Below are 19121 nucleotides of genomic sequence, written 5' to 3' on the forward strand. Positions count from 1 at the left end.
CTTCTCTTTAATTATAATTAAGAATAACAAAATGACAAATTAAAGTTGTATAGAAATTATAACGACTGTTGATTAGCTATTTTATTCCTAATAATTTATTAACATTTAAGTCTAGCGCGTTCCGAAGACACGCTAAAACATTTAGCGATAATATTAATACTATCTCTAATGAAACGGATAATTTAGGGAATACAGCGTGAATAATGAATTATAAGAAAATTTAATAAAATGACTTTATTTATTTTGAAATTAGAAGTATACTAAATTTGTACAAGTTGTTTGCGGTCACAGCTTGTATCTGGAGAAAGGAACGATGCATGCAACAAGTAGAAAATACAATTGAACAAAAATGTGTTCAATTATTAAGAAAAGCGCATAGATTTGGTGCTTCTGATTTGCATATGATCCCAAACGAAGAAAATTATTTTTATTATTTTAAGAAAAACACTCAAATGTTTGAAGCAGGGAAGCTTACCCTCCATTTGGGTGAACGTATTATATCATTCTTCAAATTTTTATCCTCTCTTGATATCAGCGAAAAAAGAAAGCCACAAAGTGGTTCATTTCAACAAACATTCAATTCTCAAAAATACTCATTTCGTGTTTCAACATTACCATCGGTTTACGGAAAAGAAAGTCTCGTTATTCGTTTGCAACAACATGACAATGCAAAAATAATACATGCTTTGTCATTGTTTCCAGATGCCTCTGAAAAAATAGTGGAGCTTGCGAACAATCGACAAGGACTCATTCTTTTTGTTGGTCCAACTGGATCTGGAAAATCAACGACTATGTATTCGCTCACAAAATATTGTTCGGAAAACTTAAATCGACATGTTATTTCATTGGAAGACCCTGTCGAAAATAGTCAATCGCATTTATTGCAAATCCAAGTAAATGAGCGATCAGGTGTAACCTATTCAACGGGGTTAAAAGCCATTTTAAGGCATTCTCCAGACGTGATTATGATTGGTGAAATTCGTGACGAAGACACTGCTAAAGCTGCCATCCAGGCATCCTTAACGGGCCATTTAGTCGTGTCCACAATTCATGCAAAAGATGGCGTTGGGGCACTTTATCGTTTAATGGATCTAGGTGTTTCCTCAGAAGAACTAAAACAAACCATTACTGGTATTGTCACGCAAAGGCTAGTAACAGTAGCGAATTTGAAGCAACCGGAGCTTTCTGCTATTTTCGAAATTATTTCAGATGAATTTTTAGTAGAGGCATTAAACTCTCTTTTTACTGGTAAGGATTTTCATATCCCACATGCCATTACTCTTTCCTATCAAATTGAGAGAGGAGTAAGAGAAGGTGTTATTCAAAGAAATTAAAAAATACTTCACTAGAAAAGGCGAAACAATCCCAGCTAATATGCAGTCCCCATTTTTAAGTAGATTGAGTGACTTATTGAAGGAAGGTTATACATTTCATGAAGCTGTGACTATGTTGCTACCTTTTCATGTAAAAAATGCGGATAAAGTGATTCATCAAGTAACGGAAGTCCAAAAAGACGGTTTAAATGTGACAGAAGTATTTAAATTGCTTGGTTTTCCGAGTCGCTTACTTTTACCTATTAATTTAGCGATGATTCATGGGCAATTACAAGAAACAGTCTCGATTCTTGGAGTGAATGCGGGTATTTATGAACGAGCAAAAAAACGATTAAATAATTTGTTAATATATCCCCTCTTTTTGTTTGTCGTCATTTTATTGTTGTTTACGATTTTCAGGCTATATTTTCTTCCGAATATGGAGTCCTTACTTGGTACGAGGGAGGCGCTTGAATCCGAAAGCACAATCGTATGGACAAGTATACTATTGCAAATGCCAAATACTTTTTTACTATTAATTGTTTTATTAGCACTACTTTTAAGCGTATTTCTGTTCTTCATAAATAAGAAAAAAGTGGAAACGCAGCTAAACTTTTATCGGAATATACCAGTTTTAAATAGTTGGTACCGACTACTTTTGACTAGAGTTTTCTCAAGAGAAATGGGTGGATTAATCGAAAGTGGTATGCCACTACAACAGTCGTTCGATGCATTAATAGACCAACAAGAGCATAAAGCACTTCAATTTATGGCTGAACAAATGAAAAATAAAATTGTACACGGAGAATCTTTCTCTCAATCCGTTTTACTTTTAGATTATTTTACGGAAGATTTTCATCATTTTATCGTGCACGGAGAAAACAGTGGGTATCTCGGAAGGGAATTAACGTTATATAGTGAATTTTTATCGGATCGAATTGAAGCAAAACTTTCTCGCTATTTAAGTATTATACAGCCGACCTTGTTTTTAATATTAGCTATCTTCATCATCGGTGCGTATTTAGCTATCTTATTACCAATTTATGAAATGATAAATATTGTATAAAGGAGAATTTTATGAAGAAAATTTGGATGAATCAACGAGGGTTCACTTTAGTAGAAATGATGATCGTTCTACTTATTATCTCTATTTTGATACTTATTTCCATACCTAATGTAACGAAACACTCCGCGAATATTGATAAAAAAGGGTGTGAAGCTTTTATCAAGATGGTGGAGGGCCAAGTGGAAGCATATAAAATAGAAAATAAAAAAGTACCAACGTTAACCGAGTTAAGTGAAAGTGACTTTTTAAAAGGAGTAGATTCTTGTCCAAATGGAGATGAAATAGAAATCGCTACAGACGGAAGTGTTGTAGTAAAAGAAACTACGGAATAGAAGATGGGTGATGTTAAAAGAAATGAACAAGGCTTCACCATAATTGAAACGATTCTCGTCTTGTCTATCGTAATGGTTATTACATCCTCCATTGTTTATGTAACAACTTCTAAAGTAGAGCAAGCAGAAGAACAGCGTTTTTTCAGACAATTTCATTTAGATATGCAACGAATGCAGTCGATTGCAATTGGCGAAACTAAATATACGCATATATATTTTGATGGAAGTGGCAAAAAATATCTAGGGGGATGGGCAGATGTTCATCTGTTCGAATACGAATTACCGAAGCATATGCGCCTTTCTATAAACAGTAATTTAAAGAGAGTCTCTTTTCATCCAAACGGAACTGTGAGCCAATTCGGTACATTTACGTTTAATACGAGAGAAGGGTATAAAACAGTTACAGTGTACATTGGTAGTGGTAGGTTAAGTTATGAGAAATAGTAATGGATTTTCATGGCCAGAAACAATAGTAGCGCTAACCATTACGTTTATCATCGCGACAACGTTAATTCCATTATTAAATAATATGCATGTACAACTAGAAGAGAAGAGACGAAAATATCATGCTTCTATTGTTATGAATGAAGCTACAAAAAAGTATATAACAGAAAACAGTTGGACTGGATCTATGTATATTGAAAAGGTTGCTTACACGTATGAAATAGATCTTCCGCAAATTTGTGTACGTTACGAAGGGATGCGAGAGGAGAAAACGAATTGCATAACAATTTTAGATTGAGCGTCGCCAACGAGAAAGGGTATACGTTAGTAGAAGGAATCATACAGCTATCTGTATTAATGCTTTTTTCTCAAGTATTTGCAGTGACGATCGGCTGGACAAATAGGATAGAAGAAACGATTACGAACCCAACGGATACAGAGTGGGCACTATTTGTCCAAAACGTGGAAACGTATTTAAATGATATTGATTCATTAGTCATTCAAAAAGACCAACCAGGAATTCGATTCCTAAAAAATGGTGAGGAGTATGATATTGAATCATATGCAAACCTAATAAGAAAACAAAAGAAAAGATTAGGGCATGAGCCGATGCTTCTACATGTAAATTCTATGTCTGTTACAGTCGAAGGTCACTCTTTACACTTTTTTGTCACGTTTTTGAACGGTGTAGAAAAGGAGCACACTTTTTATGTTACATTTCGTTCGGAATGAAAAAGGAGTATTACTACCAGCGGCAATATTACTATTATTTATCGTTTGTTTGTCGCTTTTTGCAACAACCATGGCATACCAATCGAAATATCGAACGTATGATTCGTTGGAAATGAGCAATATTAATGCTACTATCAAAAGAATAGAAAAATTTAATCTGCAAGAAAAGAATCTAGATATGTAGCGAGTTGGTGAATTATGTACAAAGTATATTTGGTTGGTTTTATGGGAAGTGGAAAAAGTGCAGTCGGAAGAAGGCTGAGCTATTTATTGAAAATGCCATATTACGACATGGATAAAGAAATCGTAAATAAGCAGAAAAGGACGATACCTGAAATATTTGAACAGGAAGGGGAAGCATACTTTCGACAATTAGAAACAGATTTCCTTCAAAACTTCCGTAAGGAGTCATGTATTATCTCTACAGGTGGTGGGGTTGCCATGAATGAGGAGAATATTCGAATTATGCGGAATACGGGGTTAGTCTTGTATTTAGACGCAACATTTAATGATATTTGGATGCGTATTAAACATGACAAAAATCGACCTATTGTACAAAACAGTTCAAGAGATGAGTTAGAGCAGCTATACAATAAGAGAAGAAGAGTTTATAAGAAAGCGACACATATTACAATACTTACTGAAAATCGGCCGTTGCGACAAGTGACAGAATATGCTGGATATCAAGTAAATCGCCTAAAAGGCGAATGAAATTAAAATTTATTGTAAAATAGTTCGTGTTTTGAGTATTTTTTCAAAAAGTATTGCGTCTTTTATTGTTCAATGTTAGGATATAGACAAAGCAAGACATTTATACAGATATCGCGGATGAGTATACGGGGAGAGAACGCACCAGATGCGTCGCCGAAGGAGCAAGTAATGAATATTATGAATCTCTCAGGCAAAAGAACTCGTATAGGACGCATCTCTGGAGAGTGCTTTCGTTTAATATCACGTAAAGCCACCAAAGGGGAAAGCCATTATTGGTAAACTTTCAGGTGCCAGGACAGAGAACCCTCTTAATTTTGAAGGGGTTTTTCTGTCCTTTTTTATGTGTGAAATAGTTAAGGAGGAGATTTTTTTGTCGGAGCAATTGAAGCGAACACCTCTATTTGATGATTACGCAACATATGGAGGAAAAACAATTGATTTTGGTGGCTGGGAATTACCTGTACAATTTTCTAGTATTAAAGAAGAACACGAAGCGGTAAGAACAAAAGCGGGATTATTTGATGTTTCTCATATGGGGGAAATCATCGTTACAGGTTCAGCAAGTGAAGCGTTTTTACAAAAAACGATGACAAATGATGTTTCCAAATTAGTGAATGGACAAGCGCAATATACAGCAATGTGCTACACAGACGGCGGTATCGTAGATGATTTATTAGTCTATAAAGTAGAAGATAATCATTATTTATTAGTAGTAAATGCAGGCAATATTGAGAAAGATTTTGACTGGATGAAACAATTCGTAACAGATGGTGTAGAACTAGTGAATAAATCAGATGCATACGGTTTACTTGCATTACAAGGACCGCTTGCACAAGAGATATTACAAAAGCTAACTTCCAAAAATCTAGACGAAATAGGATTCTTCCGTTTCGAGAATAATGTCGAAGTGGCTGGGAAAACTGTTCTAATCTCTCGAACTGGTTATACAGGGGAAGATGGATTCGAAATATATGCGGCTAGCAATGATGTAAGAGATTTGTGGAGCCATATTTTAGAAGTTGGTAAGGAAGATGGTCTTCTTCCGTGTGGGCTTGGAGCTCGTGATACATTACGTTTTGAAGCTTGCTTACCATTATACGGTCAAGAACTGTCAAAAGATATTTCACCACTGGAAGCCGGCTTAGGTTTTGTTGTGAAGCTAAAAAAAGAACAAGATTTCAATGGTAAAACTGTTTTAGCTAGTCAAAAAGAAAACGGTGTACCGAGAAAAAGTATTGGAATTGAAATGATCGATAAAGGAATTCCACGTACTGGATACCCAGTGTATGCTGGTGAAAAACAAATTGGGTTTGTCACTACAGGAACTCAATCTCCGACACTTAAAAAAAATATTGGCTTAGTGTTAATTGACGCAACATTCGCTGAAATAGGTAAAGAGTTAGAAGTGGAAATAAGAAACAAACGGTTAAAAGCAGTTACTGTCGCTACTCCATTTTATAAAAGAGAAAAATAATACGAAGAAAGAGGTTGTCCATTGATGAAGCATCGTTATTTACCAATGACTGAGCAAGATCAAAAGGAAATGTTAGACGTAATCGGCATTTCTTCTATTGATGAATTGTTTGCAGACATTCCCGAGAAAGTACGTTTTAAAGGCGAGTACAATATTAAAGCTGCAAAAGCAGAATCTGCTTTATTAAAAGAATTAGCAAACCTTGCTGATAAAAATGCAGATAGCAAAAAATATGCGTCTTTCCTAGGTGCTGGCGTGTATGATCATTTCAAGCCAATTATTGTAGATCATGTTATCTCTCGTTCTGAATTTTATACAGCATATACTCCATATCAACCTGAAATTTCACAAGGGGAATTGCAAGCTATTTTTGAATTCCAAACAATGATTTGTGAACTAACTGGCATGGATATTGCAAACTCTTCTATGTATGACGGTGGTACTGCACTTGCTGAAGCGGGTAATTTGGCTGCAGGACACACACGTCGTAAAAAATTAGTTGTTTCTGAAGCGGTTCATCCTGAATATATTGATGTTGTTAAAATGTATGCAAAAGGACAAAATGTTCAAGTTGTAACTGTTCCAACAAAAGATGGGGTAACAGATTTAGCGAAACTAGAACAATTAGTAGACGAAGAAACAGCAGCTGTATTAGTTCAGTATCCAAACTTCTTCGGTCAAATTGAAGATTTAACAAAAGTAGAACAACTGACGCATGCTCAGAAAGCATTATTTGTTGTTTCTGCAAACCCACTTGCACTTGGGGCATTAACACCTCCAGGTAAATTTGGAGCAGATATTACGGTTGGGGATGCACAACCATTCGGGATTGCGGAAGCATTCGGTGGACCTCACTGTGGTTTCTTTGCGGTATCTTCTAAATTGATGCGTAAAGTTCCTGGTCGTTTAGTTGGAGAAACAACGGATGAAGATGGTCGTCGTGGATTTGTGTTAACATTACAAGCGCGTGAACAGCATATTCGTCGTGACAAAGCTACTTCTAACATCTGTTCGAACCAAGCACTAAATGCACTGGCAGCTTCCGTTGCAATGACTGCACTTGGTAAAAAAGGTGTGAAAGAAATAGCAATCCAAAACATCACGAAAACACATTATGCAAAGCAAGCGTTTGAAAAAGCTGGATTTGAAGTTCCTTTCCAAGGTGCACATTTCAATGAAATCGTTGTAAAAGTAAACGGTTCTGTTGCGGATGCAAATAAAGCACTTCTTGAAAAAGGAATTATCGGAGGATTTGACTTAGGTCGAGTTAACTCTGATCTTAAAAATCACGTATTAATCGCTGTAACTGAGCAACGTACGAAAGAAGAAATAGATGCACTCGTGCAAGAAATGGGGGCTCTTTATGCATAAGGATAATCAACCACTAATTTTTGAAATAACAAAAGAAGGCCGCGTTGGGTATAACTTACCAGAACTAGATGTGCCGGAAGTAGATGTAGCATCACTTTTACCAGAAGGTATGCTTCGTGATGTAGAAGCGGAATTACCTGAAGTATCTGAGTTAGATATTATGCGTCATTATACTGCTCTATCAAACCGTAACCACGGTGTAGATACAGGATTCTATCCACTTGGATCTTGTACGATGAAATACAATCCAAAAATTAATGAATCGGTTGCACGTTTTCCGGGGTTTGCAAATATTCATCCATTACAAGATGAATCCTCTGTACAAGGTGCGATGGAGTTAATGTACGATCTTCAAGAGCATTTAATCGAAATCACTGGTATGGATGAAGTGACGCTTCAACCTGCTGCTGGTGCGCACGGTGAGTGGACTGCCCTGATGATGATTCGTGCATTCCATGAAGCAAATGGTGACATAGAGCGTACCAAAGTTATCGTTCCTGACTCTGCTCACGGTACAAATCCAGCTTCTGCTACAGTAGCGGGCTTTGAAACAATTACAGTAAAATCAGATGAAAATGGTTTAGTAGATTTAGAAGACCTACGTCGCGTTGCTGGTCCAGATACAGCAGCTCTAATGCTAACTAACCCTAATACATTAGGGTTATTTGAAGAAAGCATTTTAGAAATGGCTGAAATCATCCATGGTGTTGGTGGTAAATTGTACTATGATGGGGCTAACTTAAACGCAGTTATGTCGAAAGCACGTCCAGGCGATATGGGCTTTGACTGTGTTCACTTAAACTTGCATAAAACATTTACAGGTCCTCACGGCGGTGGTGGTCCAGGTTCAGGTCCAGTAGGAGTAAAAGCTGACCTTATTCCGTTCTTACCAAGCCCAGTACTTGTTAAAGAGGACGACAAATATACATTTGACTACAATCGTCCGCAAACGATTGGTCGCGTAAAACCATTCTACGGAAACTTTGGCATTAACGTGCGTGCATATACGTATATTCGTTCAATGGGTCCAGATGGTCTAAAAGCTGTTACGGAGTATGCTGTGCTAAATGCAAACTATATGATGAGACGTTTAGAAGAACATTTCGATCTTCCGTATAACCGTCACTGTAAGCATGAATTCGTTTTAAGTGGTCGTCGTCAAAAGAAACTTGGCGTTCGTACATTAGATATGGCAAAACGTCTGCTTGACTTCGGCTATCACCCACCAACAATCTACTTCCCATTAAATGTAGAAGAAGGTATGATGATCGAGCCAACAGAAACAGAGTCAAAAGAAACTTTAGACGCATTCTGTGATGCATTAATCCAAATTGCTAAAGAAGTACAAGAAAACCCAGAAATCGTTCAAAATGCACCACATACAACAGTTATTAATCGTTTAGACGAAACGAAAGCTGCTCGTCAGCCGGTGTTGCGTTATTCAAAAGCATAAAAAGATAGTGCGGTCCGCAAATGGACCGCACTTTTTTAATATTCTTCAAAAGGCACATCGTATGTCATTGCTTTTTTGTAAATAGTGATACGTAATGAAGAAGTGAGAAGTTTCGGACAAACGGAAATTTATTTTTCGATGGGGTTGTCAAAATCCAATCGAGGATTCGTCTTTCTCCCATTCATTTTTCATCGATCGTTTATTTTGTTTAATCAGTTCTTCAATCCGTTTCTCGTAAGCGAGTTCTCCGTCGTAGTGCCAGTTTAAGGCCACGGACATATAGAGTTCGTTCAACTGAGACATGGATAGTCCTTTCGAACGTTTGGCCATGTCAGCAAATTGTTCGTCTGTGAAAATATGCTTAATATCGAGTTTGCGCAAATAGTTTTCTCTCACATTTTCGGAAGGGGAAGGGATTTCGTACGCTCGATCAAATCTCCCTGCACGATTAATGAGCGCAGGATCGATTTTTTGAGGGTAGTTTGTCGTCCCGATGATAAATAGACCTTCTCTTGATTGGGCACCGTCTAATGTGTTTAAAAAGACGGATCGCGTGTATTCTGGCATAGAATCGATATCTTCAATAACTAATATTGCTGGAGCTAACCTAGTGACAATACCAAATACTTCTTGTACAGAATGACTACCAGTGAATTCGGTAATTTGCCAATAGACAACTGGTGCTTTTGTAGAACCTGTAATAGATTTTACTAACGTTGTTTTCCCGTTACCAGGTGATCCATATAGTAATATTCCGCGTTTATATGGAAGACCATAATCTTTGAAAAAGTGACCATCCTCTTTAAAAAACTCATCGATGGAGCGGAAAATATCTTGTTTAATACCTTCTGATAATAATACATCTTCTCGGTTCACTACTGCCTGCTCACCGTATTTTCTACGTTGTACCCCATGCTCGGTATCTACCAAATAGGTAACAGATTGCATGAGTAACTGGCGCATTTTTTCATTGATCTCTTGTAAGAAAATAAGTGCTGTTTCCGCTGAAATGGAAAAGAAATAGTACTCAGGCCAAGTATTCCCTCCGGAGTAGTTAAAAGAGAATGTGATGGCGACGTCATATTCGGGAAAAAAGATTAGATTATTTTCAAAAGTTTCTACAATCTCGAGCTTACTTTCTACCGATAATTGTGATTTACTGGAGATTTTACTTAGGGCTTTTGTTTCGAAGACGGAGGCTAAAATTTCATACTTAATTAAATCATTCTCCATCATTTCTAATAAGTTTCCGTCTAATTGTAAAATAGATTCACCTATGTCGATGGTTTGCCAATCGGCATATTTACGTTCTTTTAACAATTGAATAATGCGCTTGGATACGATGGCAAAATCTTCGTAATTAGGATGTGTTTGTCTGAAATCTTCATTGTGGGCAAATAAAATATGATTTAGCATTTAGCTCCTCCAATAGTGGGATGGTATAGAAAAAGGTCCCTCTTAAAAGAAGAACCTTTCTAATTGTCTAGAATTAAGAACTGTTACATGCAAGTTTAAATTATTTCGTTTTAATCTTGCCAGTCCAGGTTTTGAAGCCGCCTTGTAGTTGGTTTAACTCTGTATATCCTTTTTTCTTTAAAAACATTGCTGCACGAGCACTTCTTGCACTGCTTTGACAATATAGATAAGCAGGCTTATCTGCACGAATTTCTTTATAACGTTGTCGAAGTTGTGACGAAGGAATATTTCTTGCTCCAAGTATATGGCCAGCATCAAATTCCTTTGGTTCTCTTACATCGATTAATTGGGCTTTACGGTAGCCAGAGATGAATTGTTCTTGCGTAAGATTTGTAACTGCTTTTTTTAGTCGCAATGCTTGAACGATAGCATAGACTAATAATGCAACAATTACACCGATCAAAAAATATAAACTAGTAGTCACGGTCTTTCCCCTTTCTATGTTTCCTTATTCATTATAAAAGAATTACTAGATACAATTCAATCTATTTGATAAAATGAGTATCGTTGTGAGGGGGAGATTCGAGTGGAAAAGACAAAATGGTATTTTATAAATTCAGGTCCTTGTAGTCCGTCCTATAATATGGCATTGGATGAAGCGCTGTTAGATTGGCATAGTGAAGGGCTTATCCCACCAATTGTTCGATTTTATGAGTGGAATCCTGCTACTTTGTCGATTGGCTATTTTCAATCAGTTGAAAAAGAAATAGATTTGGACGCAGTGAAGCAACTTGGGCTAGGATTTGTTAGAAGACCTACCGGCGGAAGAGGCGTCCTCCATGAACATGAACTTACATATAGTGTGATTGTAACAGAAAGTTATCCTGATATGCCTGCCACAGTAACAGAAGCATACCGAGTTATAAGTGAAGGCTTGTTAATTGGTTTTCAAAATCTTGGATTAGATGCTTATTTTTCAGTACCTGATACAGAAGAAAAAAGGCAAGATTTAAGAAAGCCTAAGTCTGCTGTATGTTTCGATTCACCAAGTTGGTACGAGCTTGTAGTAGAAGGTAAAAAAGTGGCTGGAAGCGCACAAACGAGACAAAAAGGTGTTATTTTACAGCATGGGGCAATTTTATTAGATTTAGATGAGGATAAACTAATTCAGACATTTAAATTTTCTTCCGAAGCATTAAAAGAACGCGTCAAAGGGAGTTTGTCCAAAAAAGCAGTTGCGATCAACAAAATAAGTCAAAATCCTGTAACAATCGACGAATGCAAGACAGCATTTAAAAAAGGTTTTGAAGAGGCATTGCAAATAGAATTGGTTGAATATACGTTGACGGAAGAACAAGAAAGATATGTGAAAGAATTGGATGCAACGCGTTATGCTAACGATGATTGGAATTTTAGAAAATAATTTATTTTTTTATAGTCATTTAGTCTGTTGACTACTGAGGCGGTTACGTTTGAAGTAATACGGTTCATTTGCAAAACGACACAACATATAGTATTGTGTGTAAATAACTGCACACTATATGGTGTGTTTTATTTTTGGATAAAAGGGAGGCAATATGATGGTATTAGCATCTCAAAATAAAAATGCAACCATTAACATTGAGCAATTAAACAAAGATATTGAACTATTTCCACAAGTACACCCAATTACGGACAACATGACATTGACACATAAAGGTGTATCTAGACTAGTAATGATTGACCGCTATTCTTTTAAGGATACGGAGAAAAAAACACTGAAAATAGGAGATTTTGTCGTATTAACGGTAAAAGATGACCCGAAATTTCCAGCGCGAGGATTAGGGTATATCGTGTCGATTAATCTTGATGCGAAAACAGCAGATGTATTGATCGAAGAAGATTACCGAAGTGCAATTGACGATAGTAATCAAATTGCATCAGGAGTTGTAACCCGCCCTCTTAGCGTAATTGAAAAACCTTTAGAAGTATTCTACGAACAAATTGCTAAGCGAAATGCTACTGGACTTGCTTCGGTTGAAAAAACAGAAGAAAAAAGAGCGGAATGGTTCGAGAAGTTCTATCAGCAATTAGTTTCTTTAAAATTCATCCCTGCTGGACGAGTATTATACGGAGCAGGTACAGGAACCGACGTAACGTATTTTAACTGTTACGTAATGCCTTTTGTAGCTGATTCGCGTGAAGGAATTAGCGATCATCGTAAACAAGTAATGGAAATTATGAGCCGCGGTGGTGGAGTTGGGACAAACGGTTCAACACTTCGTCCACGTAACACACTAGCGCGCGGGGTAAACGGAAAATCTTCCGGTTCTGTTTCTTGGTTAGATGATATTGCTAAATTGACTCATCTTGTCGAACAAGGTGGATCACGTCGTTAACATATCGGCGACGTAATCTCGTGAATTGCTGGAACATCCTTAGAGCTTTCTTCACCACAACGTGACTAGTAATAGTGAGCGTGAAGGTTTGAAAAGAAGAGAGATTGGACAATCAGCAGCGAAGGGTCTTCGGAAACGAAAGATCAACGTTCAACGACTATTGAAACTTCCTAACGCATTGCTATGGAAGAAGTAAATTATAGATATCAGTAATGATTCTATAAGGCACGAGACAAAGAATTATTATATTTCTTTGATGATATAGTCTGAACTTATGTGAAAGCATAAGAGTTAGGCAGAAATGACCTAACCCCACTATTGGTGGTGTAACAAAATGGGAGCACAAATGATAATGCTGGCAGATTGGCATCCGGATATTGCGGAATTCATCATTTCGAAAATGCAAAATCCACGTATTTTACGATTCCTAATCGAAAATACAAACGACGAAACGATTAAACAATTAGCGAAGGACAAGCTTAAATTCAAACCTTTAACATTCCAAGAAGAAGCGATGTATCAAGGTATTATTAACTATAAAACAATTCCTGGCCTCGGAGGATTCAGCAACGAAATTATTCGTGATGCAGAAACGAAACTTCGTGACGGTGGAACGTACACGGTTCATAATCCTGAATTTTTAACAGGTGCGAACATTTCAGTAACATTAACAGATGATTTCATGAAAGCGGTAGAAAATGACGAAGACTTTAACCTACGTTTCCCAGCGACTGAATCTTATACAGAAGAGGAAATGGCATTCTACAACGAAAATTGGCATACGGTTGGCGATGTTCGTGAGTGGGAGAAAATGGGTTATGCTGTAAGAACTTACCGCACAGTAAAAGCGAAAGAACTTTGGAATCTGATTAATATTTGTGCAACTTACTCAGCAGAGCCAGGAGTTTTCTTCATTGACAATGCAAATGAAAAAACAAATGCAAAAGCATATGGGCAAAAAGTTGTTGCAACCAACCCATGTGGTGAGCAACCACTAGCTCCATATTCTGTTTGTAACCTAGCAGCTGTTAACTTGGCACAATTTGCAAATAAAGAAACAAAAACAGTAAACTATGAAGCATTAAAAGAAACAGTACGCGTTGGTGTACGCATGCAAGATAATGTTATTGACGCAACACCATATTTCTTAGAAGAAAATAAAGTACAAGCACTAGGTGAGAGACGTGTTGGACTTGGGGTAATGGGATTAGCCGATCTACTTATTTATTGTGAAAAAGAATACGGTTCTGAAGAGGGCAATATTCTAGTAGATGAGATATTTAAAACCATTGCTATTGCAGCATATGAAACTTCTGCAGAACTAGCAAAAGAACGAGGAAGTTTCCCGTTCTTAACAGGCGAAACAGAAGAAGAAACGAATCGACTTCGAAAAGCTTTTACAGAAACAGGATTTATGCAAACTATGCCAGAGGAAATTAGAGATACTATTTTAGAATCCGGCATTCGTAATTCGCATTTATTGACAGTTGCTCCTACTGGTTCTACTGGAACAATGGTTGGTGTTTCGACTGGTCTAGAACCTTATTATTCGTTTACGTATTACAGAAGCGGACGTTTAGGGAAATTTATCGAAGTAAAAGCAGACATTGTCAAAGAATATTTAACGAAAAATGAAACAGCAGAAGAAGAAAATCTGCCGAACTGGTTTGTAACGGCAATGGAATTACCACCAGAAGCACATGCAGATGTACAATGTATTATTCAACGCTGGATTGATAGTTCCATTTCCAAAACAGTGAATGCTCCACGTGGTTATACAGTGGAACAAGTAGAAGCTGTTTACGAGCGTTTATACAACGGTGGAGCAAAAGGCGGTACTGTATACGTGGATGGAAGTCGCGATGCGCAAGTATTAACGCTAAAAGCCGAAGAAAACACATTAGATGACCATGAACAAGAAGAAAAAGTAATCGAAAAACGTCCAATCGTGTTAATCGACACAATCCAAGATTTACGCTCGACGAATGTAACGATTGGATCGGAAGTAGGGAACACTTGTCCAGTTTGCCGAAAAGGAACTGTAGAAGAAATGGGCGGCTGTAACACTTGTACGAACTGTAATGCACAACTAAAATGCGGTTTATAATAAAAAAATAGGTAAAAGCACTGTGCCTTGAAATAAAGTAGTACCGTTTATTAAAAAGATGCATCGTTTTGCCCCTTTAGATATGATTATCTAAAGGGGTGTTTTTGTGTCTAAAAGAAAAAGAACATCAAAAATGGATAGGAGACATATGTGATAAAATTAGGAACAAGGAGGTTGGAAATATGAAAATCCATAGAATCGATCATGTGGGTATAATCGTCAATGATCTTCCTGCCATGAAAGCATTTTTTCTTGATTTTGGCCTTGAAATGGTAGGGGAAGGAAAAGTGGAAGGCGAGTGGGTGGAGCGGATGAAGCAGATAATAGGGCTTCAAGACGTTAAAGAGGAAATTGCAACGTTGCAAACGCCAGACCGTGATGCAAATATAGAACTAGTAATGTTGCGAACATCAGACGGTGACGCAAATATAGAACTAGTAAAATTTCACACGCCATCAGATGAAAATGGCATCCAGCATCCTTTAGCAAATACTCTGGGTATCCAGCATATTGCTTTTGCTGTTGAAGATATTGAAGCCCTTGTTACCAAATTGACAAAGAAAGGCGCATCACTTATTGGTGAGATACAAAACTACGAAAACGCTTATAAATTATGCTTCGTTCGCGGGCCAGAAGGAATTATTTTAGAGTTGGCTGAGAAAATTAAATAAAATATCCAATCTTTTTTATGAAAACAGCAAACTCGTTGATAAGAAAAGAAACCACTTTGATCAATCTTTATTCAAATCCTACAAAAGCACAAACTGATGCAAGTAACTTGTCAGTTTGTGCTTTTTTATGCTTTAGGAAACAAAAGATTATAGAATGCAGATACCCCTATCTTGGCGATATAAGGTATAAGTCACTGTTTAGGGATAATGCGTCGTAAAAAGCTTTATTAGGTGACCGCTGTGATTTTCGCTGCAGTCGGACGCTTTTCGCCGGGGGAGCGATGAGCCATCCCCGCCGCTTAGGCGTACGTTGGGATGTCTCAATGGTTGAACGAAACAATATTCCCTTGAACGCGACAATCCAGTTTAACAAATACTACACCGGCGAGTTCAGCGAGCTTTAAGACATATTATTCCTATAAATANTACTGTGAGAATCCAATAAATGGTTTAGGGAAACCAAACTGTCAATGAAAGCAACTAATTCTATTCCAAAAGCAATCAAATCAGCACGAGAGCAACCAAATTACCAGTGAAAGCAACCACTTCTTAAAATAGTAAGTTTACTTGGATTGAGACAACGATGATACGACGCACTTTCTCTATTATGTACAATGCATAGTAATATATCGTCTTATCCCGTGAAATAAATCTATTATTTTTAATCGCTAATTTATTACTATCAGCTATTTTCTTTATTAAAAAAGACATCCATTTACGTTTCAACATAAATGGATGTCCGATGTCCTTCATTATTTTAACGTACGTTTCAAAAACTCTCTTGTACGATCTTGGGTTGGATTGTTGAAAATTTGCTCTGGGCTTCCTTCTTCTGCAATAACCCCTTTGTCCATAAATACAACACGATCCGAAACTTCTTTTGCAAATTCCATTTCATGTGTAACGATTAACATTGTAAGACCTGATTCAGCAAGTTCTTTCATCACTTTTAGAACTTCCCCTACCATTTCAGGATCCAAAGCCGATGTTGGTTCATCAAATAACATCACATCTGGTTCCATCGAAAGTGCGCGAGCGATTGCAACACGTTGCTTTTGTCCACCAGATAATTGTTTTGCATTTGCGTTCACATATTGATCCATACCAACGACTTTTAAATATTTCATCGCTATTTTTTCTGCTTCTTCTTTAGAACGTTTTAACACTTTTACTTGCCCAACGACACAATTACTTAATACATTATGATTATTAAACAAGTTAAACTGTTGGAAAACCATTCCTAGCTTTGTTCTGTAAGCATGGATATCGTGTTTGTCGTCTAAAATATTTTCACCGTTATAAATAATTTGACCACCACTTGGTTTTTCTAAAAGATTAATACAACGAAGAAGCGTGGATTTACCAGATCCAGACGAACCGATTATACTGACCACTTCTCCTTTGTTCACAGAGAAATCGATGTCTTTTAGTACTTCGCGTGCTCCAAAGGATTTGCTTAAATGTTGTATATCAATTACTTTTTCCATTGCTGCTCCTCCTTCGTCTTAGCTTTCTTTCGTATTCGTTAAAGTTACTTGTGCTGGTTGACCAATCATACTGTAGTTTTCTGGACCATCTAGTTTTCTTTCGAAATAACGTAGTATTAATGTTACTGAATACGTCATAACGAAATACAAAATACATGCTACGAAAAACGGTTCAAAGTATTTGAAGCTAATTCCGGCCACTGTTTTTGTTTGGAAGTATAGTTCCGTTACCCCAATTACATTTAGTACGGAAGTATCTTTAATATTAATAATAAATTGGTTACCTGTCGCAGGTAAAATATTGCGAACTACTTGTGGTAATACAACATGGAGCATCGTTTGAATATGGTTCATACCAATCGCTTGGGCAGATTCAAATTGTCCTTTATCGATAGAAATAACTCCTCCACGAACAATCTCTGCCATATAAGCACCCGTATTAATCGATACGATAAATATAGCTGCTGCAGTTCGGTCCATATCTACTCCAAAAGCCATTGCAGAACCATAGAATATAACCATTGCTTGTACGATCATTGGAGTTCCACGGAAAAACTCTATATAAACGGAAAGAATGATATTCACTATTTTTAATAAAACTCTTTTAAATTTTCTTTCAGGCGTTGGTATTGTACGAATAACACCTGCTAATAAACCGATAATTGCACCAACAATAGTACCAATTATGGAGATTAAGAGTGTCATACCTGCCCCGCGAAGAAACAGTGGCCAATTATTAATAACCATCGTTATAATCCACTCAATACTCATACTTTCCCTCCTTTAAGTAATCAATTACGTCCAGATTTATAATTTGCGCTTTCGTCTGCGTGATGCAGGTCAATTAGCTGTTATCGCATGGATGCGGCGATAACAGCCAGTGTTCCGCTAATCATACTTGCTGATTCAAGTTAAAACCGACTGCAATAAGTAGCAGCCGGTTCGATTGTCTTCATTATTCAGCAGCTGGTTGATTTTGAATTGCTTTATCCATAATTTCTTGGCGTTCTTCTTCTGAAATTTTCCCTAATATTTCATTTATCTGTTCCGTTAACTCGCTACCTTTTTTAAGACCAACTGCTACCGCAGTTTCTTCTTCATCCGCAACAAATCCATCTGTAAATTCAACCATTGCAAAGTTTTCATTTGCAGCGGAAGCACTAATTCCTTCCGGACGTTCAGATACATATCCGTCAATCACACCTGATTCTAAAGCTACACGCATTGCTGAGAAATTATCAGAAGCCGGTTGTTTTTGGACACCTTCGATTTGATCGATTACACCATAGTGGGAAGTATTCAATTGACCAGTGATTTTCGCTCCACTAAAGTCTTGAATAGATGTAGCATTTTCATATGGTCCACCTTTTTTGACAATCATTACAAAGTTCGATGTGTAATAATTATCGGAGAAATCGATTGATTGTTTGCGCTCTTCCGTTGGTGACATACCAGCAACAATTGCGTCTATTTTATCCGATTGTAAAGATGGCACTAATCCATCCCATTCTGTTTTTACAACTACTAGTTCTTTCCCTAAACCTTCTGCAATCTTTTTAGCGATTTCTACATCGTATCCACCAGCGTATTCTGCATTTCCGGAAATTTTTACTCCTCCGTTAGAATCATCTAATTGAGTCCAGTTAAATGGTGGATAACCAGCTTCCAAGCCGACTGTAAATGTATTATCACTTTCTTGTGAAGATGATCCAGTTTTTTCTGTACTATCCGTTCCACATGCTGCTAAAAGTAAAAATATTGATACGAACATTGTTAACAATAGTAATTTGTTTTTCATGTGTATTTCTCCCCTTTTATAATCAGTTTATGTTTAAAAACAATAAAAAAGGACAACCTATAAAAAGACTTGAGATGAACTCAGGTCGCAATTTGTATAGTTGCCCTAAATCCTCTACTTTACCCAAATGAGATAGCACACCACGATAAACTGGGACGTTTAAAGTGGACAGTCCTGTAGTTGTTCACTACAGACCCAGCATGTAATACCGAGAAATATTTACAAACTTCGGCGACATCCCCTTCTCCTTAGTATCATTGCTTCTCAAACTCCACTAAGGACTAATAAATATCGCGCCTCTACCCCACTTATTAAGTGAGGTCGTATTTAATTATTGTTCATAGTCTACAATAATAGGATGCTATGTG

The 19121-nt window shown here is 37.1% G+C and carries 18 protein-coding genes, 2 pseudogenes and 2 riboswitches; of the genes and pseudogenes, 15 read left to right on the forward strand and 5 right to left on the reverse strand.

Features of this window, described 5'->3' with window-relative positions:
- Window positions 1–317: 317 nt before the first annotated feature.
- The 11 genes from comGA to gcvPB all read left to right on the forward strand — a co-directional run bounded on the left by comGA (window position 318) and on the right by gcvPB (window position 8896).
- Window positions 318–1334: a competence type IV pilus ATPase ComGA gene (gene comGA, locus FG383_RS01765; RefSeq protein WP_142605122.1), complete on the forward strand. Its 1017-nt coding sequence runs from the start codon at window positions 318–320 to the stop codon at window positions 1332–1334.
- Window positions 1315–2379, forward strand: coding sequence for a competence type IV pilus assembly protein ComGB (gene comGB, locus FG383_RS01770; RefSeq protein WP_142605123.1), 1065 nt, complete (start codon window positions 1315–1317; stop codon window positions 2377–2379). The genes comGA and comGB overlap by 20 nt, the downstream gene beginning before the upstream one ends.
- 11 nt (window positions 2380–2390) lie before the next feature.
- A complete protein-coding gene (gene comGC / locus FG383_RS01775; protein WP_142605124.1) occupies window positions 2391–2711 on the forward strand; it encodes a competence type IV pilus major pilin ComGC in 321 nt (106 codons plus the stop codon).
- Window positions 2712–2714: 3 nt separating this feature from the next.
- Window positions 2715–3155, forward strand: a complete 441-nt coding sequence (gene comGD, locus FG383_RS01780) for a competence type IV pilus minor pilin ComGD (RefSeq protein ID WP_142605125.1) — start codon at window positions 2715–2717, stop codon at window positions 3153–3155.
- Window positions 3145–3453, forward strand: coding sequence for a hypothetical protein (locus tag FG383_RS01785; RefSeq protein WP_142605126.1), 309 nt, complete (start codon window positions 3145–3147; stop codon window positions 3451–3453). Before comGD ends, FG383_RS01785 begins: the two co-directional genes overlap by 11 nt.
- Window positions 3432–3887 (forward strand): competence type IV pilus minor pilin ComGF, encoded by a 456-nt coding sequence (gene comGF, locus FG383_RS01790; protein ID WP_142605127.1) that lies wholly within the window; start codon window positions 3432–3434, stop codon window positions 3885–3887. Before FG383_RS01785 ends, comGF begins: the two co-directional genes overlap by 22 nt.
- Entirely contained in the window at window positions 3865–4071 is a 207-nt protein-coding gene (locus FG383_RS01795; protein ID WP_142605128.1) for a hypothetical protein, read from the forward strand. The genes comGF and FG383_RS01795 overlap by 23 nt, the downstream gene beginning before the upstream one ends.
- 14 nt (window positions 4072–4085) lie before the next feature.
- Window positions 4086–4598 carry a shikimate kinase gene (locus tag FG383_RS01800; protein ID WP_142605129.1) on the forward strand — a complete coding sequence of 171 codons (513 nt, stop codon included), beginning with the start codon at window positions 4086–4088 and terminating at the stop codon, window positions 4596–4598.
- Window positions 4599–4715: 117 nt separating this feature from the next.
- A riboswitch (glycine riboswitch) is annotated at window positions 4716–4810 on the forward strand.
- Between the two features lie 128 nt (window positions 4811–4938).
- Entirely contained in the window at window positions 4939–6072 is a 1134-nt protein-coding gene (gene gcvT, locus FG383_RS01805) for a glycine cleavage system aminomethyltransferase GcvT (RefSeq protein WP_142605130.1), read from the forward strand.
- Window positions 6073–6096: 24 nt separating this feature from the next.
- Window positions 6097–7443, forward strand: a complete 1347-nt coding sequence (gene gcvPA / locus FG383_RS01810) for an aminomethyl-transferring glycine dehydrogenase subunit GcvPA (protein WP_142605165.1) — start codon at window positions 6097–6099, stop codon at window positions 7441–7443.
- On the forward strand, window positions 7436–8896 hold the full coding sequence (gcvPB, locus tag FG383_RS01815) for an aminomethyl-transferring glycine dehydrogenase subunit GcvPB (RefSeq protein ID WP_142605131.1): 1461 nt from the start codon (window positions 7436–7438) through the stop codon (window positions 8894–8896). Before gcvPA ends, gcvPB begins: the two co-directional genes overlap by 8 nt.
- A gap of 147 nt (window positions 8897–9043) precedes the next feature.
- Here the strand turns inward: gcvPB and FG383_RS01820 are convergent, their stop codons facing one another.
- Window positions 9044–10312 (reverse strand): ATP-binding protein, encoded by a 1269-nt coding sequence (locus FG383_RS01820; RefSeq protein ID WP_142605132.1) that lies wholly within the window; start codon window positions 10310–10312, stop codon window positions 9044–9046.
- A gap of 100 nt (window positions 10313–10412) precedes the next feature.
- Window positions 10413–10775 (reverse strand): rhodanese-like domain-containing protein, encoded by a 363-nt coding sequence (locus tag FG383_RS01825; protein WP_185907818.1) that lies wholly within the window; start codon window positions 10773–10775, stop codon window positions 10413–10415.
- Window positions 10776–10898: 123 nt separating this feature from the next.
- Here FG383_RS01825 and FG383_RS01830 point away from each other — a divergent pair, with 123 nt between their 5' ends.
- The 4 genes and pseudogenes from FG383_RS01830 (at window position 10899) to FG383_RS01845 (ending at window position 15468) form a co-directional block, all read left to right on the forward strand.
- A complete protein-coding gene (locus FG383_RS01830; protein WP_142605134.1) occupies window positions 10899–11735 on the forward strand; it encodes a lipoate--protein ligase family protein in 837 nt (278 codons plus the stop codon).
- A gap of 157 nt (window positions 11736–11892) precedes the next feature.
- Window positions 11893–12687: pseudogene (locus tag FG383_RS01835) on the forward strand (ribonucleotide reductase N-terminal alpha domain-containing protein); the annotation flags it as partial.
- 340 nt (window positions 12688–13027) lie between these two features.
- Window positions 13028–14797, forward strand: a pseudogene (locus FG383_RS01840) (vitamin B12-dependent ribonucleotide reductase); the annotation flags it as partial.
- 182 nt (window positions 14798–14979) lie between these two features.
- Window positions 14980–15468: a VOC family protein gene (locus FG383_RS01845; RefSeq protein ID WP_142605137.1), complete on the forward strand. Its 489-nt coding sequence runs from the start codon at window positions 14980–14982 to the stop codon at window positions 15466–15468.
- A 752-nt stretch (window positions 15469–16220) separates the two neighbouring features.
- Here FG383_RS01845 and FG383_RS01850 read toward each other — a convergent pair.
- From FG383_RS01850 to FG383_RS01860, 3 genes are all read right to left on the reverse strand, one after another.
- Window positions 16221–16955, reverse strand: a complete 735-nt coding sequence (locus FG383_RS01850; RefSeq protein ID WP_142605138.1) for an amino acid ABC transporter ATP-binding protein — start codon at window positions 16953–16955, stop codon at window positions 16221–16223.
- An 18-nt stretch (window positions 16956–16973) separates the two neighbouring features.
- On the reverse strand, window positions 16974–17726 hold the full coding sequence (locus tag FG383_RS01855; RefSeq protein WP_142605139.1) for an amino acid ABC transporter permease: 753 nt from the start codon (window positions 17724–17726) through the stop codon (window positions 16974–16976).
- Between the two features lie 184 nt (window positions 17727–17910).
- Window positions 17911–18753, reverse strand: a complete 843-nt coding sequence (locus FG383_RS01860; protein WP_142605140.1) for a transporter substrate-binding domain-containing protein — start codon at window positions 18751–18753, stop codon at window positions 17911–17913.
- 125 nt (window positions 18754–18878) lie between these two features.
- Window positions 18879–19063, reverse strand: a riboswitch (Lysine riboswitch).
- Between the last annotated feature and the right edge of the window lie 58 nt (window positions 19064–19121).

The organism is Psychrobacillus soli (genome assembly GCF_006861775.1).
Lineage (GTDB): Bacteria > Bacillota > Bacilli > Bacillales_A > Planococcaceae > Psychrobacillus > Psychrobacillus soli.